The organism is Roseateles hydrophilus, assembly GCF_026712245.1.
GTDB classification, from domain to species: Bacteria; Pseudomonadota; Gammaproteobacteria; order Burkholderiales; family Burkholderiaceae_C; genus Pelomonas; species Pelomonas hydrophilus.
Map to the genome: position 1 here is coordinate 913,144 of NZ_JAPPUY010000001.1, position 26,391 is coordinate 939,534.

Consider the following 26,391-nt stretch of genomic DNA (forward strand, 5'->3'; position numbering starts at 1 on the left):
GGGCGGCGTCAGAGCCGGGCGGCGACGTCCTCGGCCAGCGCGAGCGCGGCCGTCAGCCCGGGCGACTCGATGCCGAACAACTGCACCAGGCCCGGCGTGCCGGTGTCGATGCGGAAGTCCGGCGCGGCCTCGCCCGGGCCACCCAGCTTGGGCCGGATGCCGCTGTAGGCCGGCTGCAGCGCGCCGGCCGGCAGGTCGGGCCAGTAGCCGCGCACCTCGGCCTCGAACGCGGGCGCCAGCGCCGGGTCGACGGCGTAGGCCAGCGTGGCCGGGTCGGTGTCGGGCAGCCACTGCACATCGGGGCCGAAGCGCGCCTGGCCGCCCAGGTCCAGTGTCAGGTGCACGCCCAGGCCGCCGTCCACCGGCAGCGGGTAGATCAGCCGCGAGAAGGGCGCCCGCCCGGCCAGCGAGAAGTAGTGGCCACGCGCGAAACGCAAGGCGGGCGCCGGTGTGCCCAGCGACGCCGCCACCTGCGCTGCGAACAGCCCGGCCGCGTTGATGACGACCCGCGCCCCTATCGCGAAGTCGCTGCCGACCTGCAGCCGCCAGCCGTCGCCGTCACGCCGGCCGCCGGTCACCGGGCTGGCCAGCGCGAGCATGGCGCCGGCCTGTTCGGCATCGCCCAGCAGCGCGGTCATCAGGCCATGGCTGTCGACGATGCCGCTGGACGGCGACAGCAGCGCGCCTGCGGCCTGCAGCGCGGGCTCCAGGGCCAGCGTTTCGGCGCGTGCCAGCAGGCGCAGATCCTCCACGCCGTTGGCCGCGCCGCTGGCGGCAAGGGCTTGCAGCCGCACAACGTCCTCAGGCCGTGTCGCGACGACCAGCTTGCCGCAGCGCCGGTGCGCGATGCCCCGCGCAGCGCAGTAGTCGTACAGCAGCGCCTTGCCGCGCACGCACAGCCGCGCCTTCAGGCTGCCGGCCGGGTAGTAGAGCCCGGCGTGGATGACCTCGCTGTTGCGCGACGAGATGCCGGTGCCGATGGCGCCGGCCGCTTCGATGATGACGACCTCACGCCCGCGCAGCGCCAGCTCACGCGCGATGGCCAGGCCCACGACCCCAGCGCCGATGACGGCAATGTCCACTTGATCCATGCCGGCGAGCCTAGCACCCGACCCCGAGCCGGACCGGCTCCTAGAATTCGCGGGCACCGCGTGGCGGTGACGTCCCGCCGAGGGGTGCTGCGACGGAGCCCGGTCTCCGCCACGCTCGGTGCCGACGACAGGACAAGGGCGCCCTTTGTGAACCAGGGTTGTCCGTGTCTGCTGTCTCTCCTTCCGCGTCCATACGCACCATCCTGCCGCTCGCCTTCGTCACCGGCGTCAGCATGGCTGCGATGGATCTCTACCTGCCCGCCGTGCCCGCCTTGCAGCGGGGCATGGGCATCAGCGTGTCGCTGGCGCAGGCCACCGTGGCCGTCTACCTCGCTGGCCTGGCCGGCGCGCAGCTGCTGTGGGGTGAGCTGCTGAACCGCCTGGGCCCGCGCCGCTGCCTGCAGATCGGCCTGGCGCTGCTGGCGCTGACCAGCCTGGGCTGCGCGATGGCGCCGGGCATCGAGTGGCTGCTGCTGTGCCGGCTGTTGCAGGGCGTGGCGGCGGCGGCCGCCACCGTCGTGGCGCCCACCGTCGTGCGCGCCACGCTGGGCGATGCCGATGTCGTGCGCGGCATCGCCGCCATCTCGATGGTGGAAGCCATCGTGCCAGCGGCCGGCCCCGTGCTCGGCGCGCTGATGTTGCAGGTGGTGGACTGGCGCGGCACCTTCTGGGTGCTGGCGGCGCTGTCGCTGCTGGTGTTGCCCTGGGTGGTGAAGATCGCGCCGCGCGAGTTGCCCGGGCTCAACCTTGACCACGATGCCAGCTACGCCGCCATCCTGCGCGACCGCAGCTACCTGCGCCTGGCGCTGTCGCATGCGCTGTGCATCGGCGCGCTGCTGACCTTCCTGGCCAGTGCGCCGCAGCTGCTGCACCACGCGCTGGGCCAGGGCCCGCAGGCCTTTCCGCTGCTGCAGGTGCTGGGCGTGGGCTCCTTCATGCTGAGCGCGTCGCAGTCGGGCCGCCTGGCCAAGCGTCTGGGGCATGCGCGCATCGTGCGGCTGGGAGCCCTGCTGCAGGTGCTGGCCTGCGGGCTGGCGCTGGCCGGGGCCGCGTGCGGCGTGCTGACTTACGCAGCGGTGGCGGCCTACTGGATGTGCTTCTGCGGCGCGTTGGCGCTGCGGGGGCCAGCCACCTTTGTCGACGCGCTGGCCGTGCCGCCCGCGCAGATGGGCCGTGCGACGGCGCTGCTGGTGCTGGCACTGCTGGCGGCCGGGGCCCTGGGCACGCAGCTGGTGGCGCCCTTCCTGGATGGCGATGCCGGCGCGGTGCCGGTGTTCTGCGGCGTGGGGCTGCAGTTGCTGCTGAGCGCGTCGCTGGTGTGGCGCTATCCGGCCGTGCAGGCGGTGCCGGGTCGTGCCTAGGGTCTGATCTCGACAGCGCGAAAGCGCTGGCGCGCTTCGGGGAGGTCCTTGTGCAGCGCGCCGTCGTCGCTGAGCAGCGTCAGGCGGCCGTCGGGCCAGGCGAACAGGCCTTCGGGGCGCAGGTCGCCCAGGTCCAGCGGCGCGGCCTGCGGGGTGTCGCCCGCGCGCCCGGTCCAGTGAAACAGCTGGAAGCGGCCGCCATCGCCCGGCAGGCCGGCGGCGATCAGGTAGCTGCCGTTCGCCAGCCGTTCCAGGCTGCGCACGCCCAGGCCGCCCAGATCCAGCGTGAGCGCGCTGCCGAAGCGTGCCGGCCCGCCGCCGGGCACGATGAGCTCAGCCGGGTTCAGCAGCGGGATCAGCAGCGCGCGGCCCTGGTGCAGCGGGTTGCGCAGGCCGATCAGCAGGCTGCCTTGCGGCCCTTCGGCCAGGCCCTCGATGTTGAAGCCGCCGGGCAGTTCGGGCGCCAGGCGGGCAGCGTCGGCCAGCTTCAGTGCGGCCAGCGCGGGCGATGCGATCAGGTCGTCCAGCAGCCGCGTGTAGGGCGTGCCGACGGCGCGCACGGTGGGGCCGGCGCCGATGTCGGTCGCGAAGAAGCGCTGCCGGTCCTCGCGCACCTTGCCCTTGGCGTTGCGTGCATGCGAGGCGATCCAGTAGAGACGGCTGCCGATGCGGGCCGCGCCTTCGAGGTCGGCTTCCTTGCGGGCGCCCAGGAAGGCGCTGAGGTCCACCTCACGCACCGCGGCAGGCAGGCCCCGGCGGTAGATGACGAGGCGGTTGTGCTCGTCGTTGGCGACGACGAAGTGCGCGTCGTCCAGCGCGATGCCGGCCGACGCGTCGCTCAGGCCCACATGCTGCACGGCCGAGCCGGCCACCAGCGCGAGGGCCAGCGCGGCCATCATGCAGTCAGCGGCTCGGTGCGGGCCAGCAGCCAGGCCAGTGCCGCGCCGCTCACCAGCGGCTGCAGGCGCTCGCGCACGGTGGCGTGGTAGCTGTTCAGCCAGGCAATCTCGTCGGCGCGCATCAGGCTCAGGTCGATGCAGCGCGTATCGATGGGGCACAGCGTCAGCGTCTCGAAGGCCAGCATCTCGCCGAAGGCGTTGTGCTCTGGCGTGTCGATGGCCACGTTGAGCACCAGGTTCTCGATGCGCACTCCCCACTGGCCGGGCCGGTACAGGCCGGGTTCGATGGACGTGATCATGCCGGGCTCCATCGCCATCGTGGGCTCGGGGATGGCCTTGCTGATGCTTTGCGGGCCCTCGTGCACGTTCATGAAGTAGCCCACGCCGTGGCCGGTGCCGTGGCCGTAGTCCAGGCCGTGCTGCCACAGCGGCGCGCGGGCGATGGCGTCCAGCATGGGGCTCAGCGTGCCGCGCGGAAAGCGCGTGGCGGACAGCGCGATGGTGCCCTTGAGCACCAGCGTGTAGTCGCGCTTCTGCGCGGCGCTGACGCTGCCGATGGGCCACACGCGGGTGATGTCGGTCGTGCCGCCGAGGTACTGGCCGCCGGAGTCGATCAGCAGCAGGCCGTCGCCGTCGATATGGGCGAAGGACTCGGGCAGCGCGCGGTAGTGAGGCAGGGCGCCGTTGGCCTGCCAGCCGGCGATGGTGGAGAACGACAACCCCACAAAGCCGGGGCGCTTGCGGCGCGCGGCGGTGAGGCGCTCGTCCACGTCCAGCTCGCTCCAGCGCTCGCCACGCGCGAGCGAGGCCTCGAACTCGGCGTAGAACTCGCACATGGCCGCGCCGTCCTCGGCCATGGCCTGGCGGATGAAGACGGCCTCGGCCGGGGTCTTGCGGCTCTTGAACAGCGTGCTGGGGTTGATCTGCTCGATGAGTTTCACGCCGGCTGGCGCGGCCTCGCGCAGGCCCAACGTGACGCGGCGGGGGTCGATCAGCAGCGCGGCGTCCGCCGGCAGTGCGGCCAGCGCGCCGGCAGCCTCGCCGTAGGGCGCGAGCTGGATGCCGTCGGCCGCCAGGCGCGCGGCCAGGTCGGCGGGCACCTTGCCGTCGGCGATGAAGAGGCGGCCGCCGGCCGCATCCAGCAGCAGGTGGGCGATGAAGACGGGGTTGCACTCCACGTCGCTGCCGCGCAGGTTCAGCAGCCAGGCGACGTCGTCGACGGTGGACACCAGATGGTGCGTGGCGCCGATGCCGGCCATGGCCGCGCGCACGCGGGCCAGCTTGTCGGCACGCGTGACGGCGGCCTGCGGCGGCAGGTGCTCGTAGACAGGCTCGGTGGGCAGTCCGGGGCGGTCGTCCCAGGCCTGCTGGACCAGGTCCAGGTCGGTGCGCAGCGCGATGCCCTTGGCGCTCAGGCCGGCACGCAGCGCCTTGGCCAGCGCCAGGCCCAGCACCTGGCCGTCGACGGCCAGGGCCTGACCGGGCTGCAGGTGGGTGGCGATCCAGTCGATGTATTGCGTGGAGGCGCCGGACGTGGTTTTCTCCAGCGCGATGCCGCTGCCGGCCAACTGCGCCTCGGCCTGGGCCCAGTAGCGGCTGTCGGCGAACAGCGCGGCGCCGTCCCGCGTGACGACCAGGTTGCCCATGGAGCCGGTGAAACCGGAGGCCCACTCGCGGCCCTGCCAGCGCTGCGGCAGGTACTCGGAGAGGTGCGGGTCGGCGGATGGCACCAGCACGGCGTGGGTGCCGGTGGCGATCAGCGCATCGCGCAGGCGTTCAATGCGGAGGCGGGTGGTGGAGGTTCGGGCGTCCATGGTGGCGGACCTTGTCGGCAGCAACGGTGCGCCGATTCTAGGTTTGCCCCCTCAGAGCTCCGTTCGTAATGCCCACAGTTCCGGGAAGAGCACCACCTCCAGCATCTTGCGCAGGTAGCTGACACCGCCCGTGCCGCCGGTGCCGCGCTTGAAGCCGATGACCCGCTCCACCGTCGTGACATGGCGGAAGCGCCAGAGCCGGAAGGCGTCTTCCAGGTCCACCAGCTCCTCGCCCATCTGGTAGAGGTCCCAGTGCTGCTGCGGCGCGCGGTAGACGGTAAGCCAGGCGTTCTTGACGCCGTCGTCGGCAGCGTAGGGCTGGGTCCAGTCGCGCTGCGTGTGCGAGGCCGGCACGGCGATGCCGCGGCGGGCCATCAGCTGCAGCACCTCGTCGTACAGCGACGGCGCCTCGTAGGCAGCCTGCACCTGGGCCAGCAGGTCGGCGCGGTGCTCGTGGGGCTTGAGCATCGCGGCGTTCTTGTTGCCCAGCATGAACTCGATGCGCCGGTATTGCGCGCTCTGGAAGCCGCTGCTCTTGGCGAGGTAGGGACGGATGGCGCTGTACTCGGGCGGCGTCATCGTGGCCAGCACATCCCAGGCGTGCACGAGCTGCTCCATGATGCGCGAGACGCGCGCCAGCATCTTGAAGGCCTCGGGCAGGCGGTCGGCCGCGACGTGGGCGACCGCCGCCTGCAGCTCGTGCAGCATCAGCTTCATCCACAGCTCCGAGGTCTGGTGCTGCACGATGAAGAGCATCTCGTTGTGGTCGGGCGAGAGCGGCGTCTGGGCGTTGAGGATGGCGTCGAGCTGGAGGTAGTCCCCGTAGCTCATGTCGCGCGAGAAATCGAGCTGCGCGCCGTGGTGTTGGAGCGTGTCACTCACGTCAGGTCACCTTGGCGCGATTGGTGAACTGAGGCGCGTTCCAGGCGCCGGAGGTGACCACGTCGGCCAGCGCATCGACGCCGTGCACGACGTCGGCGAAGCTGTTGTACAGCGGCGCGAAGCCGAAGCGCAGCAGCTCGGGCACACCGGAGCGGAAGTCGCCGATGACGCCGCGCGCGATCAGGGCCTGCATGACCGCATAGCCGTCCACGCCCGTGGGCAGGGACAGCGACACCTGCGAGCCGCGCGATGCGGCGTCGCGCGGCGTGTGGATCTCGGCACCAGGCACGCGGGCGTCCACCCCGGCGATGAAGGCCTCGGTCAGCGCCAGCGACTTCGCGCGCAACGCGCGCATGCCGCCCAGCTTCTGCGCGGCGTCGTAGATGTCCAGCGCGGTGTCCAGTGCGGACATGGCCAGCACCGGTGGCGTGCCGCATTGGTATTGCTGGATGCCGGGGGCCGGCAGGTATTCGCTGTCGAAGTCGAACGGATGCGCGTGGCCCAGCCAGCCCGTCAGGGGCTGGAATACCTGGCCCTCGTGGCGCGGGTGCATCCACACGAAGGCGGGGGCACCGGGGCCGCCGTTGAGGTATTTGTAGCCGCAGCCGATGGCGAAGTCGGCGGCGCAGCCCAGCAGATCCACCGGCACGATGCCGGCGCTGTGCGCTAGGTCCCACACCGCCAGCGCGCCGGCTTGCTGGGCCCAGCGGGTCAGCAGGCCCATGTCATGAATGCGGCCGGTGCGGTAGTTCACGTGCGTGAGCATCAGCACGGCGCAGCGGTCGTCCAGCAGCGCGGGGATGTCCTCGGGCGTCTCGGCCAGTACCAACTCGCCGCCATGGGCGCGCACCACGCTCTGCGCGATGTAGTTGTCGGTCGGAAAGTTGCTGCGCTCGCTGACGATGATGCGGCGCTGGCCCTGCTGCAGCTGCAGCGCGGCGTGCAGCACCTTGTACAGGTTGATCGAGGTGGAGTCGGCCACCAGCACCTCGCCCGGCCGCGCACCCAGCCATGGCGCCAGGCGGTCGCCGAGGCGGCGCGGCAGGTCGATCCAGCCGGCGCTGTTCCAGCTCTTGATGAGGCCCTGTGCCCATTCCTGCGTCACCGCCCGGTGGATGCGCTCGGGCGTCGCCTTGGGGCAGGCGCCCAGCGAGTTGCCGTCCAGGTAGGTGATGCCCTCGGGCAAGGCAAACAGCTCGCGCAGGCTGCGCAGCGGGTCGGCGGCGTCCAGCCGCTTCGCGTCGTCGAGATTCATGGCAGTTCCCTCAGGATGGCGCGCACGGGAGATGCGCAGGCGCCTTGGAGTTTGAGTGGCAGCGCGATCAATTCATAGTCCCCCGGCGGAACTTCGTCGAGGACCAGGTTTTCCAGCACGCGCAGGTCGAGTTGCAGCAACTGCTGGTGGCTGTCCAGCGACTTGGAGCTGGCCGGGTCGACGCTGGGGGTGTCGATGCCGATCAGCCGCACACCGCGGGCCGCCAGCCAGGCGATGGCTTCGGGCGCGAAGGCCGTGAAGTGGTCGCTCCACACGGTGTCGGCCCGCTCGCAGCAGCGCACCAGCACGCGGGGCGGCAGGTCCTGCGCGGCGTGCTGCAGGTGCGCGACCGTGATCAGCGGCGCTGCACCGACGGCATGGATCACGCGGCAGCGGCCCAGGTAGGCGTCCAGCGGCACGTCGGCGATGGCGCGCTCGCCGTTGGCGTAGTGCAGCGGCGCGTCTGCATGCGCGCCGACGTGGGGCGACATCGTGATCGCGCTGAGATTGACCGGGCAGCCCGGCGACAGCCGTGCGGTCCAGTCGAGGCGGTAGGGGGCGTCGCCCGGGAAGATGGGAGCATCCGGCGCGACGAGGGGCGAGATGTCCCACAGGCGTGGGGAAGAAGGGGCGTCAGGCATGGCGGACGGCACCATAGCCGCGCCTGCGTTGGCGTGGTGTCGGTTAAATCCAACTGCTGAGCGCGCTCAGCGCCGCGCTCAGGCCCTTAGCGTGGCTCGGGGTTCAGCGACCAATGCACCAGCCGCTCGTCCAGCCAGCCCTGCTGCCGCTGCAGGCTGAGCCAGGTATTGAGGAAGTTCAGGAAGTCGGGGTCGCCTTTGCGGATGGCCATCGCGGCCTGCGCCGATGCGAGGGGCTGGGCCAGGGGCAGGTAGACCGACTCGCCGGCCACCTGCTCCAGCGCGCGGGCCGACAGCGTGGGCAGCAGCGCCAGCTGCGCCTTGCCGGCGACGATGGCGGCCAGCGGGTCGCTGTCCAGCTTCAGCAGCGTGGCGCGGGGCAGCAGCCGGCCGGCCAGTGCCACTTCGGCCGTGCCGGCACCCACTGCCACGGTCAGACCGGCGCGGTTGGCATCGGCCACGCTCTTGAGCCCGGGTGCGCCGCGGCGGCTGGCCACCAGCAGCACGTCTTCAATGGCCGTGGGCGTCGTGAAGTTCATCACCAGGGCACGCGGCACGGTCACCCACAAGCCGGTCGCGATGATGTCGTACTGCTGGGTCAGCAGGTCGGGCACGACATCGGGCCAGGTCGTGGGCACGAAGCTCACCGCCACGCCGAGGTCTGCGGCCAGCCGGCGCGCCAGGTCGATGCTGTAGCCGGCCCAGTCGCCGTCCGGTGTGCGCATCACCATGGGCACAACCGGCACGATGCCCACGCGCAGCTGGCCGCGTTGGCGGATGGTGGCGAGCTGGTCGACCGCCGGTGCGCGCCAGACGGTGGCCGCCTCGACGCGGGCGGCACGCGGCGGCGGCGCGGAGCCCTCGGGGGCGTAGGCCGAGCCCGCAGCACGGGCCGGCACGGTGGTCTCTGCGGCCCCCGCGCAAGCGGCGGCTGCAAACAGCAGGGAAGCCAGGAGTTGACGCATGGCGTGCCTCTTTACTTAGTAACCCGAGCTCGCGAGGCGGAAGCTCACGCGGTGCCGGTCATCGCGGACGTCGGTGGCAAGGAATCCGCTGCCACTGCGCTCAACGCGGAAGCGCTGCTTGCCGGCGTCGAGCTGGCCGTTGCGCCACTGGCCGCTGAACTCGTGGTCACCCGCGCTGCCGGTGACGCCACCGCCGGGCAGGATGTGCAGCCGCACTTCAACGCGCTCCTGCTCGTCGTAGCCACTGAACTGGCCCACAGCCCAGGCCGGCACGTCGCCCTCGGCTTCCTGCTGCGCCTGCTGCTTGCGGCTGTTGGCCGCCGCTGCCAGCGCGGCCAGGCCCAGCACGGCTACGCCAATGCCGATGGCCTTGTTGCGGTCATGGTGGCCGTCGCGGCCCACACGGAACTCGGCCGAGCAGCCGTGGTCCACCCACACGCCGTAGCGGTCGTAGCCCCAGCTGCGGCCTTCGCGGCAGTCGAACAGGCTGTGCTTGCGGATCAGCTCGACGCGGTTGTCCGTGTCGGCGCGGCAGTAGCGATATTTGAAGCCGTGACTGTCGCAGCTCAGGTTTTGCTCGGCAACGGCTGGCATGGGCAGGGCCACGAGCCCGAGGCTGACCAGCGCGGCGGTCCACTGTTGACAACGTCTGGCCAGCATGCGGTCTCCTGTCGGGCAGCGCTTCCGTTCGAAGCCCCGGCATCGTAGGTGTCGATGGGCCGCGGTTCAGCCCTGCTGGTGCCGCGGTGCTTGCGTGGCATCCCCAGCGTTGTGGATGGCAACGGTCGGGGGCCTTGTGGCGAGCAGGGCTTCGCGCAGTGCCGGATCAGCGTCGCGGCGCCATGCGGCGAACACCGTGGAGGCCTCCACCTCACCGACCAGCGGCCGGAACACCGCACCCTGCAGCCCTGCGCGCTGGAAGGCCGCCGGCACGATGCTGACGCCCAGCCCCTGCGCCACCAGCGACACCACCGACAGCCAGTGCCGGCCCTCGTGCTGCAGGCGCGGGTAGAAACCGTGCCGGCGGCAAATGTCGACGATGCGGGCGTGGTAGTCCGGCGAGCCCTTGCGGGAGAACAGGATGAAGGGCTGCTCGCCGAGGCTGGGCAGCGCGATGCAGGGCTGCGCCGCCAGCGGGTGATCCGCAGGCAGGCAGGCGACAAAGGGCTCCGTGTAGAGCGGCGCCGCGGCCAGCGCGGGCGGCAGCCGGTCGGTGTGCACCAGGCCCAGGTCCAGCTCGTCGTGCAGCAGCGCGTCGATCTGGTCCTGTGAATTCAGCTCCACGACGACCACTTCTACCTTGGGGTGCGCGGCCTGGAACGCCTTGAGCCAGCCGGACAGGCCGTTGAACAGCGTGGAGCCGACGAAGCCGACACGCAGCCGCCCCACCTCGCCGGCCTGGACGTCGCGCGCCAGCGCGCAGGCGTCTTCCGCGCGGTCGATCAGCGCCTGGGCGCTGCCGCGAAAGGCGGCGCCGGCCGGCGTGAGCCGCACGCCCTTGCTGTCGCGGTCGAACAAGCGCGCGCCCACGCTGGCCTCCAGCTGCTGGATGGCGACCGACAGTGGCGGCTGCGAGATGGACAGGCGCTGTGCGGCGCGGCCGTAGTGCAGTTCGTCGGCCAGGGCGAGAAAGTAGCGCAGGTGGCGGAACTCCAGGGAGCGGATGGCCTCGATAGGCATGACGAATCGTGAAAGTGGATTCTTGAATTGGACACGAATCGTGCGCGGCGGAATACTGGGGTCGCTGCGCAGGCTGAGAGGCTGCGCCATCATCAGTGCCTGACTGCAGGCCCCACGACCACACGGAGACCGCCATGGCCCACAAGGCAAGCTTTCACTGGGACGACCCGCTGCTGCTGAACACGCAACTCAGCGACGACGAGCGCATGGTGCGCGACGCGGCGGCCGCCTACTGCACGGACCAGCTCCGCCCGCGCGTGCGCGACGCCTTCCGCCAGGAAAAGACCGACGCGTCCATCTTCCGTGAGATGGGTGAGCTGGGCCTGCTGGGCCCCACCATCCCGGCCGAGTACGGCGGCGCGGGGCTGAACTACGTCAGCTACGGGCTGATCGCCCGCGAGGTGGAGCGTGTGGACTCGGGCTACCGCTCGATGATGAGCGTGCAGTCGTCGCTGGTGATGGTGCCGATCAACGAGTTCGGCTCCGAGGTCACCAAGCAGAAGTACCTGCCCAAGCTGGCCAGCGGCGAGTGGATCGGCTGCTTCGGCCTGACCGAGCCCAACCATGGCTCCGACCCCGGCTCCATGGTCACACGCGCCCGCAAGGTGGACGGCGGCTACGAGCTCACGGGCGCCAAGATGTGGATCACCAACAGCCCCATCGCCGACGTCTTCGTCGTCTGGGCCAAGGACGAGGGCGGCCAGATCCGCGGCTTCGTGCTGGAGAAGGGCGCCAAGGGCCTGTCGGCGCCGGCCATCCATGGCAAGGTGGGGCTGCGCGCGTCCATCACCGGCGAGATCGTCATGGACCGCGTGTTCTGCCCGGAGGAGAACGCCTTCCCCGAGGTGCGCGGCCTGAAGGGCCCGTTCACCTGCCTGAACAGCGCCCGCTACGGCATCGCCTGGGGTGCGCTTGGCGCCGCCGAGGACTGCTGGCACACCGCGCGCCAGTACACGCTGGACCGCCAGCAGTTCGGCAAGCCGCTGGCCGCCAACCAGCTCATCCAGAAGAAGCTGGCCGACATGCAGACCGAGATCACGCTGGGCCTGCAGGGCTGCCTGCGCCTGGGCCGCATGAAGGACGAGGGTACGGCGGCCGTGGAGATCACGTCCATCATGAAGCGCAACAGCTGCGGCAAGGCGCTGGACATCGCCCGCATGGCGCGCGACATGCTGGGCGGCAACGGCATCTCCGACGAGTTCGGCGTGGCCCGCCACCTGGTGAACCTGGAGGTCGTGAACACCTACGAGGGCACGCACGACATCCATGCGCTCATCCTCGGCCGGGCCATCACCGGCATCGCGGCGTTCTGAGCGCCGCGCCGCGCTGCAGCGTCAGCGCGGCGCGGTCAGCTGGATCTCATACAGCCGCGGCCACAGCTTGCCCGTGACGAACAGGCGCTTGGCCTTGGCGTCGTAGGCGATGCCGTTGAGCACGGCGTCCGGGTGCGGGCGCTGCGGGCCGGCGAGCAGGCCGGTGAGGTCGATCCAGCCGGTCACGCGGCCGGTTTTGGGGTCGATGCGGGCGATGCGGTCGGTCTGCCACACGTTGGCGAGGATCTCGCCTTCCACCCACTCCAGCTCGTTGAGCTGCGTCAGCGGCCGGCCGTCGGCCGTCACCTTCACGCGGCGCAGCTCCTTGAAGCTCAGCGGGTCCAGGAAGCGCAGTTCGGCGCTGCCGTCGCTCATGACCAGTTCGCGCTCGTTGTGCGCCAGGCCCCAGCCCTCGCCGGGGTAGCTGAACTTGCGCCAGAGCTTGAAGGTCTTGAGGTCCAGCACGAAGGCGGTCTGCTCCTGCCAGGTGAGGGCGATGATGCGGTCGCCCCAACGCGTGATGCCCTCGCCGAACACTTCGGGCGGCAGTTCCACGGCCTGCAGCACGCGGCCGGTCTCCAGCTCGACCTTGCGGACGCTGGAGCGGCCACGCAGGCCCGTCCCCTCGTACAGAAAACCGTCGTGGAAGAACAGGCCCTGCGTGAAGGCGTCAGGGTCATGCGGATAGCTGCGCACGACCTTGTAGCCCTGCACGGGCGTGGCGGCGAGCGCCAGGGGCGCGAAGGCGGCAGCAGCCAGCGCGGCCAGCAGCGCCAGGCGGCGCGGGAAGGAACTCGGTTGCATGCCGGCAGCGTAAATCAAGCGCAGGGCACGGCGGCCGTGCTGCTCAGCCGCCGAGCGCCTTGAACAGCGCCGCCTGCCGCAGCCACTGCTGCAGGCGCAGTTGCACGGCGTTTTGCTCGGCGTCCAAGGTCGCGCTGCGCGCCTGCAGCCAGTCGGCGCGGGCGATGACGCCGATGTCGTAGCGCAGCTGCGCCAGCCGCTCGTTCTCGCGGGCCTCGCGCAGCCGGCCGGTGTTGGCGACGAGTTGCTGGCTCAGCCGCTCGGCCTCGATGCGCTGGGCCTCGATCTCGGCCAGCGCCTTCTGTAGCGTGTCGCGCAGCCCCAGCGCGGCGCTGTCGAGCTGGCTGCGGGCGTTGTCTCGCTGCAGGTTCAGCCGCTGCCAGTCGATCAGCGGCACGGCCAGGTTGGCGCCCAGGTTGGCCAGCGGCTGGGACAGCCAGTCGCGCGCCTGCGTGCCGCCGGTGCTGAGGCCGGCGCTGAAGCTCAGCCGCGGGTAGCGCTCGGCCTCGCTGACGCGCAGCTGGGCCAGCGCCTGGTCCACGCCCAGCCGTGCGCGCTGCACGTCGGGGCGGCGGGCCAGCTGCTCGGCGGGCTCGGCCAGCCGCCAGCGCGGCGGCTCGGTGGCGGGCAGGGCGGCATCGGGCGACGGGCCGGGCAGCGGCTCGGCCAGCAGCAGCGCCAGGCGCTGACGTTGCAGCAGCGTGTCAGCAGCGATGTCCGCCACGCGGTTCTCGGCGGCCTGCACGGTGATGGCGATCTTGTCCAGCTCCACGGGCAGCAGCTTGCCCTCGCGCACGCGCTGACGCGTCAGGCCCAGCGTTTCACGGGTCAGCGCCAGCTGGGTCTCGGCCAGCGGTTGCTGGGCACGCAGCGCGGCCAGCGTCCAGTAGGCCTCGGCCACCTGGCTGCGGATGGACAGCCGCGCCGCCTCGATGTCGGTGCGCGCGGACTCGGCACTGGCCCGCTGACCCGCGGTGGTGTGGGCCAGGCGGTCCCACAGGTCCAGCTCGTAGCCCACGCCCAGCGAGGCGCCGTAGCTGCGGCTCCAGCCGGTGCTGGTGGTCACGGGCACGGTGATGCCGCCGCCCACGTCCACGTTGCGCGTGCTGCTCTGCGTCTCCACGGGCCGGCTGGCGCTGGTGGACAGGCCGGCGCTGGGCTGCCAGCGCAGCGCGCTCTGCTCAGCGAGGCGCTGAGCCTGCTGCCAGCGCTGGGCGGCGATGGCGATGTCCAGGTTCGCTGCCAGCGCGCGGGCTTGCAGTGCGGCCAGCGTCGGGTCCAGCAGGCCGGCCCAGTCGGGCGAGGCGGTGCCGGCGGCCTGGCTCCAAGCGGTCGGCATGGCGACCTCGGGCGCACGCGCGGCCGGCCCGTGAGCGCAGCCCGCAAGCCACAGCGCGGCGGCCAGGGCGGTCAGTCTTGTCTTCATGGTTTCACTCCCGAGCCAGCGCATCGACGGGGCTGAGCGCCGCGGCGCGCCGCGCCGGCAGCGTGCCGAACACCAGGCCCACCAGGCTGGATACGCCAAACGCCACGCCCAGCGCCGCCCAGCTGATGCTGACCTGCAGGTGTTGCTGGGCTGCGTTCAGGCCTTGTGCGGCCAGCCAGCTCAGCAGCACGCCCACCAGCCCGCCCAGGCAGCAGAGGACGACGGCTTCGATGAGGAACTGCAGGCGCACATCACCCTGGCGTGCGCCCACCGCCATGCGGATGCCGATCTCGCGCGTGCGCTCCGACACCGACACCAGCATGATGTTCATCACGCCCACGCCGCCCACCAGCAGCGAGATGGCCGCCACGCCGGCAAACAGCGCTGCCATCGCGCTGGTCACGCTTTGGAACTTGCGGAACTCCTCTTCGCCGTTCCAGGTGCCGAAATCCTCGGCGCCGTGCAGCGCCTTCAGGCGATGGATGATCTGCTCGCGCACCTGCTGCGGCGGCACCGTCAGGTCCAGCAGCACGTCGAAGTTGTCGACATCGGCGCGGGCGTCCAGCTTGCGCGAGAAGGTCGTGTGCGGCAGGTAGATCTGGCCCAGCCAACTGCCGAAGCTGAACGCGCCGCCCTCCGAGGCGACGACGCCCACGACGGTGAAGGGCAGGGCGGCCACTGGCGGCGGTGGCGCGCCGGGCAACAGCGGCTGCATCTCAGCACCGTTGCCGCCGCCCGCCATGGGGTTCACGAACACCAGCTTGCCCAGCGGCGACTCGCCCTTCTTGAACAGCGCGTCACGCGCCTTCTCGTCGAGCACGACGACCTGGCTGCGCGTCTCGTAGTCCATCGCGGCCAGGTAGCGGCCCTGGGCCAGCTTGAGCTTGCGGGCGCGCAGCGTGTTGGGGTCGCCCGCCACGGCCTCCAGCATCGCGTCGCGCGACTGGTGGCGGGCCGTCAGCTGCATCTGGCGGTTCAGCGTGATGCCCTTGACGCCCGGCAGCGCGCGCAGCGAATCGATTTCGTGGGGCCGGAAGGGCTGCGCCACGGCGCCGGGCGGCAGCGCCGGGTTGCCGCGCCAGACGGGGATGCGGCCGGAGATCAGGCTGCTGAGGTCGGTCTCGATGGAGGCCCGCGCCGCGGTGGTGAGCGCGACGATGCTGACCACCGACGCGATGCCGATGCTGATGCCCAGCATGGACAGTGCCGTGCGCAGCCGGTTGCCCTTGAGCGCCAGCACGGCGGTGGCGATGGCCTCGCGCCACTGCACCTGCAGGCGCATGAAGACGCCCCCAGGGCGCAGCAGGCTGCGCCCGCCCCCCGAGGGGGAGGGACTGCCTTGGGAGAGGCCCGGCGGAAGTCCGCCGCCGCCATCCTCGACCGGCGGCGCATCGCCGGGCAGCGCGGTGGGCGCCACATGGCCGGCCGGTGTGCCGTTGTCCGCCACCACCTTGCCGTCGCGCAGCTCGATGACACGCTGCGCATGGGCGGCGACGCTGGGGTCGTGCGTGACCAGGATGATGGTGTGGCCGCGTCCGTGCAGTTCCTTGAGCAGGCGCAGCATCTCGGCGCCGGAGGCGGAGTCCAGCGCGCCGGTGGGCTCGTCGGCCAGGATGATCTGACCACCGTTCATCAGCGCCCGCGCGATGGACACGCGCTGCTGTTGGCCGCCGGACAGCTCGTTGGGCTTGTGGTGCAGGCGCTCGCCCAGGCCCAGGCGCTCCAGCAGGGCCTCGGCGCGGCTGGTGCGCGGGCCGCTGGCCACGCCGGCGTAGACGGCCGGCAGCGCCGCGTTGGCGCGGGCGTCCAGGTGGGGCAGCAGGTGGTAGCGCTGGAAGATGAAGCCGAAGCGCTCACGCCGCAGCGCGGCGAGCTCGTCCGCGCCTAAGGCGCTGGCGTCCTGTCCGTCGATGTGGAAGCTGCCGCGCGTGGGGTTGTCCAGGCAGCCCAGCACGTTCATCAGCGTGCTCTTGCCCGAGCCCGACTGGCCCATGATGGCCACGAACTCGCCGGCCTCGATGGCCAGGCTCACACCGGCCAGTGCCGGGACGTCGATCTCGCCCAGCTGGTAATGCCGGGCGACGTCTTTCAGTTCGATGAGGGCCATGTCAGCGCCGTCCGGTCGCCCGCAGGCGCTGAAGCGCCCCCGCGGGGGGCAGCGAGTGAAGCAAGCGTGGGGGCGTCATGTCAGCTGGACGTGGCGCTGGCGGCAGACGCCGCGGCATCCGCAGCGCTCGGCGGTGCCAGCAGCACCTTGTCGCCCGTCTTCAGGCCGTCCAGCACCTGCACCTTGGCGCCGTCCTGCAGGCCGACCTTGACCTGCCGCGGCGTCTGCTTGCCGGCGGCGTCGAGCACCGTGACCGTGAAGCGGCCGTCTTTGCCGCGCTCGCCCAGGGCGACGATAGGCATGGCGGGCACCTGCTTGGCTGAGCCGGTCTCGATGTCCACCTGCACCGTCATGTCGCTGAACAGCGCGCGGTCGCGGTTGTCCACCTCGAACAGCACGTTGTAAAACACGGCGTTGCCCGCGCGCTCGGGCACCGGCTGGATGACGCGCAGCTTGCCCTCGTAGCGCTTGCCCTCGCCTGACAGCGTGGAGAAGCGCGCCACCTGGCCCACCTTGATGGCCTGGATGTCGGCCTCGGGCACTTTGGTGCGCACGGTGATGGTGTCCAGGTCGGCCAGCGTCAGGATGACCGGGGTCACCTGCACCGAGATCACCGTCTGCCCCACCTGCACCGGCAGGTTGACGACGGTGCCGTTCATCGGCGCCGTGATGCGGGTGTAGGACAGGTTGACCTTGCGCTTCTCCAGGTCGGCCTGCAGACGCTGCAGGTTGGCTGCTTGGCCGCGCAGGTCGGCCTCGATCTTGGCGAGCTCGGTCTCGGCGCGCTCTGCCTCGTTGCCCGACGTCGCCTGGCCGGCCAGCAGGCGCTGCTGACGCTTGAGCTCACGCCGCGCCGCGTCGGCGTCGATGCGGCGGCTGTCCAGCGCGGCGCTGGCCTGGGCGACGGCGGCCTCGGCCTGCGCAACGTCGCTGCGGGCCAGGTCGGGGTCCAGGCTGACGAGCAGGTCGCCTTTCTTCACCTGCTGGCCCAGTTCGACGTGGATGGTCTGGATCTGGCCACTCACCTGGGCGCCGACATCCACCTTGGTGCGCGCCTGCAGCACCCCGGCGGCCTGTACGGCCTGCGTGATGTCGGCCAGCGCGACGACACCGCTGGGCGGCGGCAGCGGGGCATCGGCTTTGCGGGTGGCCCACCAGCCGCCGCCCGCGGCGGCCAGCACGGCGATGACGATCAGGCGCGTGCGCCAGCGCTTCAGCAATGAGGCTTTCATGTCCCTCCCAGGACGTCGGGCCTGCGAGGCCCGCAAGTGGTCGCCGTTCTCAAGGCGGCTGGTGCGATGAAACGCGGCGCAGCCTAACAAGCCCGCGCGGGCCGGCGAGCGAACGGGGCGCATCCTGCTGAGTGAATAGTGCCCTGGCGAAAGTCATGCGGCCCTCGGTGTGCTGCCTGGCCTGTCGTGCGCGCCGGCGGCCTGTTCGCGCGGCCGCGGCCCACCTGTCGTAAACCCTGTGGCGACAGGCCTTGCCCGGCTGTGGGGTCTCGCGTACGATAGGCTAACGTTAACACATTGAACAACAGGTTCTAACACGCCATGGCCCAGCAGCAGGATGACGACGGCAGCCCCGGTGGCACGGGCCGCGTGACGGTCACCGACATCGCGGCTGCCGCGGGCGTGTCGGTCATGACGGTGTCGCGCGCACTCAGCGGCAAGGGCTATGTGGCCGAGGCCACGCGGGCCAAGGTGCAGCAGGTGGCTCAGTCCATGGGTTACGTGGCCAACGTGGGCGCAAAGGCGATGAAGGGCGGCCGCACGCGGGTGCTGGGCCTGCTGGTGACCGACTTCCAGTCTCCGGTCATCGCGGCCATCATCAACGCGATCAGCCGCGTCGTGAAGCAGGCGGGGCTGGACCTGCTGCTGTACGACATTGCCACGCCCGACGGCGACAGCGCCCGGCCGGAGATCGTGCCGCTGATGTCCAGCCTGTGCGATGGCCTGCTGCTCATCCTGCCTGGCAAGCAGGCCGAGCAGCTGGCGCAGTTCCAGCGCGCCAAGCTGCCCGTCGTGCTGGTGAACTACTGGCGCGCACCGACGCCGCTGCCGGTCGTGCGTGCCGACAACTACGAAGGCGCCTACGCCGTGACCCAGCACCTGCTGGCACTGGGCCACCGCCGCATTGCCTTCGTGCGCGGCACGGCGCATTCCGGGCAGAGCCCGGAGCGCGAACGCGGCTACCTGGCGGCGCTGGCCGAGGCGGGCCTGACGCCCGACCCGGAGCTCATCGTGCAGGGCGACTTCGGTCAGCGTTCGGGCGTCGAGCAGGGGCAGGTCTTGCTGGGCCTGGCGGAGCCGCCGACGGCCATCTTCTGCGCCAACGACCTGATGGCGCTGGGCGTGCTGAACGCTGCGCAGGCCGCAGGTGTGGAGGTGCCGGGCCAGCTGTCGATCGCGGGTTTCGATGACATTCCCGCCGCCGCCGTGTGCCATCCGGCGCTGACGACCGTGAGGCAGGACTACGAGCAGCTGGGCGATAGCGCCGTGCGGCTGCTGCTTCAGCACATCGAGAACGGCACGCAGCGCGGCATGCGTATCGAACTGCAGAGCCATGTCGTCGTGCGCGGCTCCACCGCTGCTGCAGCCACAGGCCGGCGCGCTGGCGCGAAGAAGCGCGCATGACGGTTGCCGGGAATACACCAGCTGACCTCGGTGGCGAGCCGCGCCAGTGGCGCCAGGGCAGCCTCGTCTATGGCGTGGGCGGGCTGGCCGTGCTGTTCGCATGGCTGCTGCTCGGCGATTTCGCCTGGAGCCTCAAGGAGCGCGCGGTCGTGCCCGTGGCGCAGGTGCTGCTGAAGCAGCTTCAGGCCAGCGACTTCTTCATCGCGCTGGTGGTCGGCTCGCTACCGGCGGCGCTGGGCATGTTGCTGGGGCCGGTCATCGCCGTGCGGTCAGACCGGCATCGCGGGCCACTGGGGCGGCGCATTCCCTACCTGCTGCTGCCAACGCCGCCCATCGTCGTCGGCCTGCTGGGCATGGCGGCCACGCCGTGGGTCGGCGCGTTGCTAAATGAACTGAGCGGTGTGTCGCTGCGCGTCTGCCAACTCGCGTGGTTCAGCCTGATGTGGACCGTGTTCGAGATTGCCTCTGTCACCGCGAACGCGGTGTTCGGCGGGCTCATCAACGACGTCGTGCCACAGGCGCTCGTTGGCCGCTTCTATGGGCTGTTCCGCGCCACCAGCCTGTTGGCCGGCATCGGTTTCAGCTCGCAGGTGCTGGGCTATGCCGAGCAGCAGTTCTCAGTGATCTTCGTCGGCATTGCGCTGATCTACGGCTTGTGTTTTGCGCTGCTGTGCTGGCGCGTGCGCGAAGGCCACTATCCGCCGCCCGAGCCGGTGCCGGAGGAAGAGGGCGGCTGGGTCGGTGCCACGCAGCGCTATCTGCGCGAATGCTTCAGCCACCGGTTTTATGTGATCCTGTTCTTCGCCATGATGCTGGGCCTCGTCAGTGGCAGCCCGGTCAACAGCTTTGGCGTGTTCTATGCCAAGCAGGTGGGCCTGGGGCTGGACGGCTATGGCCAGGCGCTGGCGGTGACCTATGTCTTCTCCCTGGCGCTGGCGCTGCCGGTGGGCTGGCTGGCGGATCGGTTTCATCCGTTGCGCGTTGGGCTGGTCTCCATCGCGGCCTACGCGGTGTGCATGGTGGCTTCAGGTCTGTGGGTGCAGGATGCTCGGCAGTTCGGCTTGGCGTTCGTGCTGCACGGCGTCGTGTCCGGCATTTACCTGACGGGTACGGCGGCGCTGGGCCAGTACCTGTTCCCGCGAGCCAGCTTTGCGCAGTTCTTCTCCGCGATGAACCTGCTGGCCGCGCTGGGCTACATGCTGGTCGCGCCCGGCATGGGCGTATGGCTCGACGCAACCGGCAGCCATTACCGACACACGTTCCTGGCCAGCGGCGCACTCGCCGCCGGGTCGGCGTTCTGCTACCTGATGGTGGCCCGGCAGATGCGTGGGCTCGGCGGCTTTGCCGCCTACCGCGCTCCCTGATCTCCTTTGCGGCCGCGGCCGGGCCCGTGGCCGTTTTTTTTTGCGGCAAAGATGTTGACGTTAACTCATGAACAACAGACTTTCACAGAATCGAGGCTGCACGTGCTGATGCCTGGTGCGATTGAACAGGCCTGCGCACAGGTGGGTCGATGCCTGGAGCAACTGGGCGAGCATTTCCCTGGCGACACCAGCGAGGCCAACCGTTTCTGGCCGTCGCGCTGGCCGGATGCGCCGCTGGGCAGCAACGGCAGCTGGACGGCGGGTTTCTGGACCGGCCTGCTGTGGATGGCACATGCGCTGAGTGGCGAGGCCCGCTTCGCCACTGCAGCATGTGCGCAGCTGCCTGGCTACGGCGAGCGCTTGCGCAAGCGCTACGTCGTCGACCACCACGACCTGGGCTTTCTGTTCATGCCGTCTTGCATAGCCGCCAAGCACAACGGTGGGGCCGGTGCTGCGGCCGCGAGTGGCACCGCGCTGCAGGCGGCCGAGCTGCTGATGGGGCGCTACCTGCCCGGGGCTGGCGTCATCCAGGCCTGGGGCCGGCTCGACGAGCCCGCGCAGCGCGGCCGCATCATCATCGACTGCCTGCTCAACCTGCCGCTGCTGCACTGGGCCAGCGTGCAGACGGGCGATGCACGCTTTGCCGACGCGGCCGTCAGCCACGCGCTGCGCTCGCAGGACCACCTGGTGCGCTCCGACGACACCAGCTTTCACACCTTCCACTTCGATCCTGCCACTGGCGCGCCGCGGCACGGCACGACAGCGCAGGGCGCGGCCAACGACTCCTGCTGGGCCCGCGGCCAGGCATGGGGGCTGTACGGCTTTGCGCTGAACCACCGTTGGGCGCCGGGGCATGGCTTCCTGGCGACGGCCGAGCGGCTGGCGCAGCGCTTCCTCGCCGGCCTGCCCGAGCACGGCGTGGCCTGCTGGGACCTGAGCCTGGCCGCCGACCCGCGCGAGCCCTGGGACAGCTCGGCCAGCGCCATCGCGGCCAGCGGCCTCATCGAGATCGCCGAGCTGCTGCAGGCCGAGGGCCGCCATGACGACGCTGCCGTCTACCTGCAGCACGCCGACCGCCTGCTCGCCGGTCTGCTGCAGCACTGCGCCGGCTGGCGCACGCCCGGCAGCAACGCGCTGCTGCTGCACAGCGTCTACAGCAAGCCCGAGGGGCTGGGCGTGGACGAGGCGTGCCTGTGGGGCGATTTCTTCTTCCTCGAAGCCCTGGCCCGCCGTGAGCGGGGTTGGGCACCTTTCTGGCACCCAGGCGGCTGACAGCCAGCGCCGCATCACCCATAACCATCATCATTCGGAGCCAAACCATGCGATCGACTTCCTTCCCCCGCCTGCGCCCCACGGCGCTCGCCGCCATCTCCCTGCTGCTGGGCGCCGCCCATGCGCAGTCGCCCACGCCGGCCGATGCCGACAACAAGCTGGAGACCGTGCTCGTCACCGGCATCCGGGCGGCCAAGGACAAGTCGCTCGCAGCCAAGCGTTTTGCCGACGGCGTGACCGAGGTCATCAGCGCCGAGGACATCGGCAAGATGCCCGACAAGAACGTCGCCGATGCGCTGCAGCGCGTGCCCGGCATCAACACCGCCACCGGTACCGGCGGCAATGGCGGCTATGACGAGAACGACCGCGTCAGCATGCGCGGCACCAGCGCCAGCCTGTCGCTGGTCACGCTGAATGGCCACTCGGTCGCGTCGGCCGACTGGGACTACGGCGACATGATCGCCGGCGGTGCCGGCCCCAACACCAGCGGCTCGGCGCGCAGCGTCAGCTTCCTGCTGCTGCCGTCGGAGTTGGTGAGTCAGGTCGTCGTGCACAAGAGTGCGCAGGCTGACGACATCGAGGGTGGCGTGGCTGGCTCCATCGACATCATCACGAGGCGGCCGCTGGACTTCAAGAAGCCGTTCACGGCTGAGGTCGGCGTGCAGGCTGTCTACAGCGACCGCGCCGGCAAGACCGACCCGCAACTGTCGGCGCTGTTGAACTGGAAGAACGCCAGCAACACCTTCGGTGTGATGGGCCAGTTCTTCGACGAGCGCCGCCACGTGCGCCGCGACGGCCAGGTGCGCAACTACGGCGTGGCCACCGCCGCGCAGGCCAACGCGGCCGTGCCGCAGGGCACCACCTTCGTCACCAACGTGGCCACGCAGCTGTTTGAGCAGGAGCGCAAGCGCCGTGGCGGCGTGCTGGGCGTGCAGTGGAGGCCTAGCGACGATCTGGTGCTTGGCGGCGAGGCCTTCCACTCGCAACTGGACGCGAGCTACTACCGGCAGATCTTCAACACCGACTTCGCCAACAGCCTGAACGCCAAGATCGTTCCGACCAATGCCGTCATCAGCAATGGCGTGCTGACTGGCGGCACGTTTGCCAACACCACCAACAACGGCAACAACCTGCAGGCCACCTACAACCCCGGCGCGGCGGTCAAGACGGGGTACTACACCGGCGATTTCAAGTTCAAGGCCAGCGAAAACCTCAGCGTCAACGGCCTGGCCGGCACGACCAAGGCCGAGGGCATGGCCGACTTCTACGAGCACTACATGAGCTTCCGCGGCGTGACGCAGGCGTACACGCTGGGCCACGAGGCAGGTGCAACCAGCGTCAGCCTGCCCAGCGGCCTGTCCGCCAGCAACTGGAACTTCATCCGCAGCGATCACAACCACACGCTGGCCAGCAGCGTGGATCGCGAGGACTTCGCGCAGCTGGACGGTGAATGGAGCTTCGACGGTGGCGTGCTGAACAGCGTCAAGTTCGGCTGGCGCGGCGCCGATCACCTGCGCCAGGCCTACCGCCCGCTGAAGACCGGCTGGCCGATGAATGCCGCCGGCACCGGCCAGGTGGACAGCGGCCTGCCGCAGATCGCGTGGAACGGTGCCACGCTGCCCTCCGACTTCGGCGCCAGCCTGGGCGGCGGCGCGGGTGGTCTGGCGGGCCAGGTGCCGTCGCTGTCGTCCAGCGCCATCCAGCAGTGGAGCGAGGCCAACCTCAGCACCGACCCGGTCTTCAACCGCCCGGCGTCCGGCCCATTCCGTGTCGGCGAGAAGAGCCAGGCGCTGTACGTGATGGGCAAGCTCAGCGGCGATGCCTGGCGCGGCAACCTGGGCCTGCGCTACGTGAAGACGCGCACCAGCGTGACGACCAACACCGGCCTGTCCTGCGGCGCGGCTGGTTCCAAGGCAGCGGACGGCACCGTCATCACCTACGGCAGCGCGCTGCAGGCGAGCGCGTGCGCGGCCTTCGTGCCCGCCGGCGCCACGCTGACGACCGGTTCGCGCTTCGGCAACTTCTTCACGATGACGACCGACAGCCAGGGCAGCGAGCTGCTGCCCAGCGCCAGCGTGGTGTTTGACATCAGCAAGCAGCTGACCGTGCGCGCGGCCGTCGCCAAGACCATGTCGCGCCCCGAGTACAGCGCGCTGGGCACGGCCATCGGCAACTTCCAGTACAACCCCGCGGCCACGCCGGTGTCCACCGCAGCGGGTGGCAACCCGACGCTGAAGCCGGTGGTCGCGAAGAACTACAACCTCGGCGTGGAGTGGTACTTCCAGCCGCGCTCGTTGCTGTCGGCGCAGGCCTTCGTCATCGACTTCGACTCGCTGATCGGCGCGGGCAGCTCGGTGCAGTACCTGTTCAACACGGCAGCCAAGGACCCGGTCACCGGCGTGCTCAAGCCCGCCTTCATGGACACGACGGTCAGCCAGCCGATCTCGGTGACGGGCAAGTCCAAGGGCGTGGAGCTGGGCTGGGAGCAGCCGCTGTGGGGCGGCTTCGGCGCCAACGCGAACTACACCTTCGCCGACGCCAAGGAGGCCAACGGCAACCCCATCATGGGCGCCGCCCGCCACACCTACAACCTCGGCGCCTACTACGAGGACGACCTCTTCAACGCGCGCATCGCCTACGCGCACCGCAGCGAGATCCGCATCGGCCTGTACGGCGCGCAGCAGAGCTACGCGGCGGCCAGCGGCACGGTGAACGCGTCCTTCGGCATGAAGCTGTCCGACGCCCTGTCGCTGAACGTGGAAGGCCTGAACCTGAACAGCCCGACGCTGCGCTACTTCAACAAGGTGCCCACCAACGCGGCGCTGCCCGAGCAGACCACGGCGCTCTACAACAGCGGCCGCCAGGTCTACGTGGGCCTTCGCTACAAGTACTGAGCGTGTGCGGCGTGCCGGGCTTGGCCGCCGCCCAGGTTGCGCGAGGGCGGGGCGGCCACCCATGGCAGTAGCCACTGGGCCTCGCCAGGCTCGCGCCATGCCAATGCCTATCAACCCGTGCTGCTGCTCGGCACGCCCTGAATCCGTACTCGATGACCCGCTTCACCGTCGCCAATAACGACTTCCTGCTCGACGGCCGCCCACACCGGTTGCTCTCCGGCGCCCTTCATTACTTCCGCGTGATGCCCCAGCAGTGGGAGGACCGCCTGCTCAAGCTCAAGGCCATGGGCTTGAATTGCGTTGAGACCTACGTCGCCTGGAACCTGCACGAGCCGCAGCCCGGCGCGTTCGACTTCACAGGCGGGCTGGACCTGCCGGCCTTCGTGCGGCTGGCGGGGTCGCTGGGTCTGCACGTCATCGTGCGGCCCGGGCCCTATATCTGCGCCGAATGGGAGTTTGGCGGCCTGCCTGCCTGGCTGCTGGCTGACCCGGAGATGGCGCTGCGCTGCATGTATCCGCCTTACCTCGACGCGGTGGCGCGCTTTCTCGATGCGCTGCTGCCACCCTTGCTGCCGCTGCAGGCAGGGCAGGGCGGGCCCGTCATCGCGATGCAGGTGGAGAACGAGTACGGCAGCTACGGCAGCGACCAGACCTATCTGCGCTGGCTGGAGCACGCCTTGCGCGCGCGCGGTGTCGACACGCTGCTGTTCACGTCAGACGGCGCGACGGACTTCATGCTCACTCACGGCACCGTGCCCCATGTGCTCAAGACGGCCAACTTCGGCTCGCGAGCTGCGGGCGAGTTCGCCAAGCTGCGTGAGTACCAGCCGAACTGGCCGCTGATGTGCATGGAGTTCTGGTGCGGCTGGTTCGACCACTGGGGTGAGCCGCAGCATCTGCGTGCGGCCGCGGATGCCGCACAGGCGCTGGATGAGGTGCTGGCAGCCGGCGCGTCCGTCAACGTCTTCATGTTCCACGGCGGCACCAGCTTCGGCTTCATGAACGGTGCCAACACGGACCTGGAGACCGGCGCTTACCAGCCCACCGTGGGCAGCTATGACTACGACGCGCCGCTGTCGGAGGATGGCCAGCTGACGGCCAAGTTCCACGCATTCCGCGAGGTCATTGGCAGGCACGTCGCGCTGCCGCCGTTGCAGTTGCCGCCACCGGTGCCGCGCTTCGAGCGCGGGCCGCTGCGGCTGACGCAGTCGCAGCCGCTGTTCACCGCGCTGGACCAGCTGTCATCGCCACAGGCGACGCCGGTGCCGCGGCCCATGGAAAGCCTGGGCCAGAGCTACGGCTTCGTGCTCTATCGCACCGAACTCAGGCACCCGCCGGGGCCGACGACGCTGCATCTGACGCAGTTGCACGACCGGGCGCAGGTGTTCGTCAACGGTGTGGAGGTCGGTACGCTGGAACGCAACCAGCCGCTGTCGCTGCCGCTGACGTTGCCACCGGGGCCGGTCACGCTGGACATCCTGGTCGAGAACCTGGGCCGCGTGAACTACGGCCCGCAGCTGCTGGATCGCAAGGGCCTGCTGGGCCTCGTTCGCCTGGGCACGCACACCGTGCTGCATGGCTGGCAGTGCTGGCCGCTGGCGCTGAACGATCTGTCGGCGCTGAGGTTCGGCGCGTCGCCCGGCGTGGCCGGGCCGACCTTCTACCGAGCTTGCTTTGACGTCGAGCAGCCGGGCGATTGCTTCCTGTCGCTGCCTGCGGGCGAGAAGGGCGTCGTCTGGCTCAACGGCTTCAACCTCGGGCGTTACTGGTCGCGAGGCCCGCAGACTGCGCTCTACGTGCCGGCGCCGCTGTTGAAAACAGGCGGCAACGAGTTGACGGTGCTTGAGCTGCACCCGCACGGTGCTTGCGAGGCGCTGTTCACCGCGCAAAGGCCTGCGGGCCGGGCGCCATGACCGAGCGCCGCAGCCACGCGGCTGCTCGCGCCAACTCCGCTTGTGCTGGCCAGGGGCACTGTTGTCGCCGATGG

General features: G+C 70.4%; 20 protein-coding genes and 1 riboswitch. Of the genes, 7 read left to right on the plus strand and 13 right to left on the minus strand.

The features are described from left to right. Window positions 1-8: 8 nt before the first annotated feature. Entirely contained in the window at window positions 9-1,091 is a 1,083-nt protein-coding gene (locus NYO99_RS04075) for an NAD(P)/FAD-dependent oxidoreductase (protein WP_268165813.1), read from the minus strand. Window positions 1,092-1,164: 73 nt separating this feature from the next. After that, a riboswitch (S-adenosyl-L-homocysteine riboswitch) is annotated at window positions 1,165-1,242 on the plus strand. A gap of 13 nt (window positions 1,243-1,255) precedes the next feature. On the opposite strand from NYO99_RS04075, the gene NYO99_RS04080 reads away from it, so the two are divergent. Then, window positions 1,256-2,452 carry an MFS transporter gene (locus NYO99_RS04080; RefSeq protein WP_268165814.1) on the plus strand — a complete coding sequence of 399 codons (1,197 nt, stop codon included), beginning with the start codon at window positions 1,256-1,258 and terminating at the stop codon, window positions 2,450-2,452. Here NYO99_RS04080 and NYO99_RS04085 read toward each other — a convergent pair. The 8 genes from NYO99_RS04085 to NYO99_RS04120 form a co-directional block, all read right to left on the minus strand. Continuing rightward, a complete protein-coding gene (locus NYO99_RS04085; RefSeq protein ID WP_268165815.1) occupies window positions 2,449-3,351 on the minus strand; it encodes a DUF3616 domain-containing protein in 903 nt (300 codons plus the stop codon). The two genes, NYO99_RS04080 and NYO99_RS04085, sit on opposite strands and share 4 nt — an antisense overlap. After that, window positions 3,348-5,165, minus strand: coding sequence for an aminopeptidase P family protein (locus NYO99_RS04090; protein ID WP_268165816.1), 1,818 nt, complete (start codon window positions 5,163-5,165; stop codon window positions 3,348-3,350). Before NYO99_RS04090 ends, NYO99_RS04085 begins: the two co-directional genes overlap by 4 nt. Before the next feature lie 51 nt (window positions 5,166-5,216). Next, complete coding sequence (gene kynA / locus NYO99_RS04095) at window positions 5,217-6,047, minus strand: tryptophan 2,3-dioxygenase (RefSeq protein ID WP_268165817.1); 831 nt, start codon at window positions 6,045-6,047, stop codon at window positions 5,217-5,219. Window position 6,048: 1 nt separating this feature from the next. Further along, a complete protein-coding gene (kynU, locus tag NYO99_RS04100; protein ID WP_268165818.1) occupies window positions 6,049-7,302 on the minus strand; it encodes a kynureninase in 1,254 nt (417 codons plus the stop codon). After that, on the minus strand, window positions 7,299-7,943 hold the full coding sequence (gene kynB / locus NYO99_RS04105) for an arylformamidase (RefSeq protein ID WP_268165819.1): 645 nt from the start codon (window positions 7,941-7,943) through the stop codon (window positions 7,299-7,301). The genes kynU and kynB overlap by 4 nt, the downstream gene beginning before the upstream one ends. Window positions 7,944-8,029: 86 nt before the next feature. Then, complete coding sequence (locus tag NYO99_RS04110) at window positions 8,030-8,908, minus strand: transporter substrate-binding domain-containing protein (protein WP_268165820.1); 879 nt, start codon at window positions 8,906-8,908, stop codon at window positions 8,030-8,032. A 15-nt stretch (window positions 8,909-8,923) separates the two neighbouring features. Further along, window positions 8,924-9,568, minus strand: a complete 645-nt coding sequence (locus NYO99_RS04115; RefSeq protein WP_268165821.1) for a DUF3011 domain-containing protein — start codon at window positions 9,566-9,568, stop codon at window positions 8,924-8,926. Window positions 9,569-9,634: 66 nt separating this feature from the next. Further along, window positions 9,635-10,564, minus strand: a complete 930-nt coding sequence (locus NYO99_RS04120; RefSeq protein WP_268166460.1) for a LysR family transcriptional regulator — start codon at window positions 10,562-10,564, stop codon at window positions 9,635-9,637. A 158-nt stretch (window positions 10,565-10,722) separates the two neighbouring features. Between NYO99_RS04120 and NYO99_RS04125 the strand changes: the two genes are divergently transcribed. Further along, complete coding sequence (locus NYO99_RS04125) at window positions 10,723-11,901, plus strand: acyl-CoA dehydrogenase (RefSeq protein WP_268165822.1); 1,179 nt, start codon at window positions 10,723-10,725, stop codon at window positions 11,899-11,901. A gap of 21 nt (window positions 11,902-11,922) precedes the next feature. Here NYO99_RS04125 and NYO99_RS04130 read toward each other — a convergent pair whose 3' ends face one another. From NYO99_RS04130 to NYO99_RS04145, 4 genes are all read right to left on the minus strand, one after another. After that, a complete protein-coding gene (locus NYO99_RS04130) occupies window positions 11,923-12,705 on the minus strand; it encodes a glutaminyl-peptide cyclotransferase (protein WP_268165823.1) in 783 nt (260 codons plus the stop codon). A 43-nt stretch (window positions 12,706-12,748) separates the two neighbouring features. Beyond that, window positions 12,749-14,131 (minus strand): TolC family protein, encoded by a 1,383-nt coding sequence (locus NYO99_RS04135; protein ID WP_268165824.1) that lies wholly within the window; start codon window positions 14,129-14,131, stop codon window positions 12,749-12,751. 4 nt (window positions 14,132-14,135) lie between these two features. Beyond that, the gene (locus tag NYO99_RS04140; RefSeq protein WP_268165825.1) at window positions 14,136-16,238 is read right to left on the minus strand and encodes an ATP-binding cassette domain-containing protein; all 2,103 of its coding nucleotides are present in this window, start codon (window positions 16,236-16,238) and stop codon (window positions 14,136-14,138) included. 80 nt (window positions 16,239-16,318) lie between these two features. Then, window positions 16,319-17,470, minus strand: coding sequence for an efflux RND transporter periplasmic adaptor subunit (locus NYO99_RS04145; RefSeq protein ID WP_268165826.1), 1,152 nt, complete (start codon window positions 17,468-17,470; stop codon window positions 16,319-16,321). Between the two features lie 321 nt (window positions 17,471-17,791). Here NYO99_RS04145 and NYO99_RS04150 point away from each other — a divergent pair, with 321 nt between their 5' ends. The 5 genes from NYO99_RS04150 to NYO99_RS04170 all read left to right on the plus strand — a co-directional run bounded on the left by NYO99_RS04150 (window position 17,792) and on the right by NYO99_RS04170 (window position 26,317). After that, entirely contained in the window at window positions 17,792-18,874 is a 1,083-nt protein-coding gene (locus NYO99_RS04150) for a LacI family DNA-binding transcriptional regulator (protein WP_268165827.1), read from the plus strand. Next, window positions 18,871-20,238: an MFS transporter gene (locus NYO99_RS04155; RefSeq protein WP_268165828.1), complete on the plus strand. Its 1,368-nt coding sequence runs from the start codon at window positions 18,871-18,873 to the stop codon at window positions 20,236-20,238. The genes NYO99_RS04150 and NYO99_RS04155 overlap by 4 nt, the downstream gene beginning before the upstream one ends. A 108-nt stretch (window positions 20,239-20,346) precedes the next feature. After that, complete coding sequence (locus NYO99_RS04160; protein ID WP_268165829.1) at window positions 20,347-21,510, plus strand: glycoside hydrolase family 88 protein; 1,164 nt, start codon at window positions 20,347-20,349, stop codon at window positions 21,508-21,510. Between the two features lie 47 nt (window positions 21,511-21,557). Beyond that, window positions 21,558-24,404 (plus strand): TonB-dependent receptor, encoded by a 2,847-nt coding sequence (locus NYO99_RS04165; RefSeq protein WP_268165830.1) that lies wholly within the window; start codon window positions 21,558-21,560, stop codon window positions 24,402-24,404. 152 nt (window positions 24,405-24,556) lie between these two features. Then, window positions 24,557-26,317, plus strand: a complete 1,761-nt coding sequence (locus NYO99_RS04170) for a glycoside hydrolase family 35 protein (RefSeq protein WP_268165831.1) — start codon at window positions 24,557-24,559, stop codon at window positions 26,315-26,317. The last annotated feature ends 74 nt before the right edge of the window (window positions 26,318-26,391 follow it).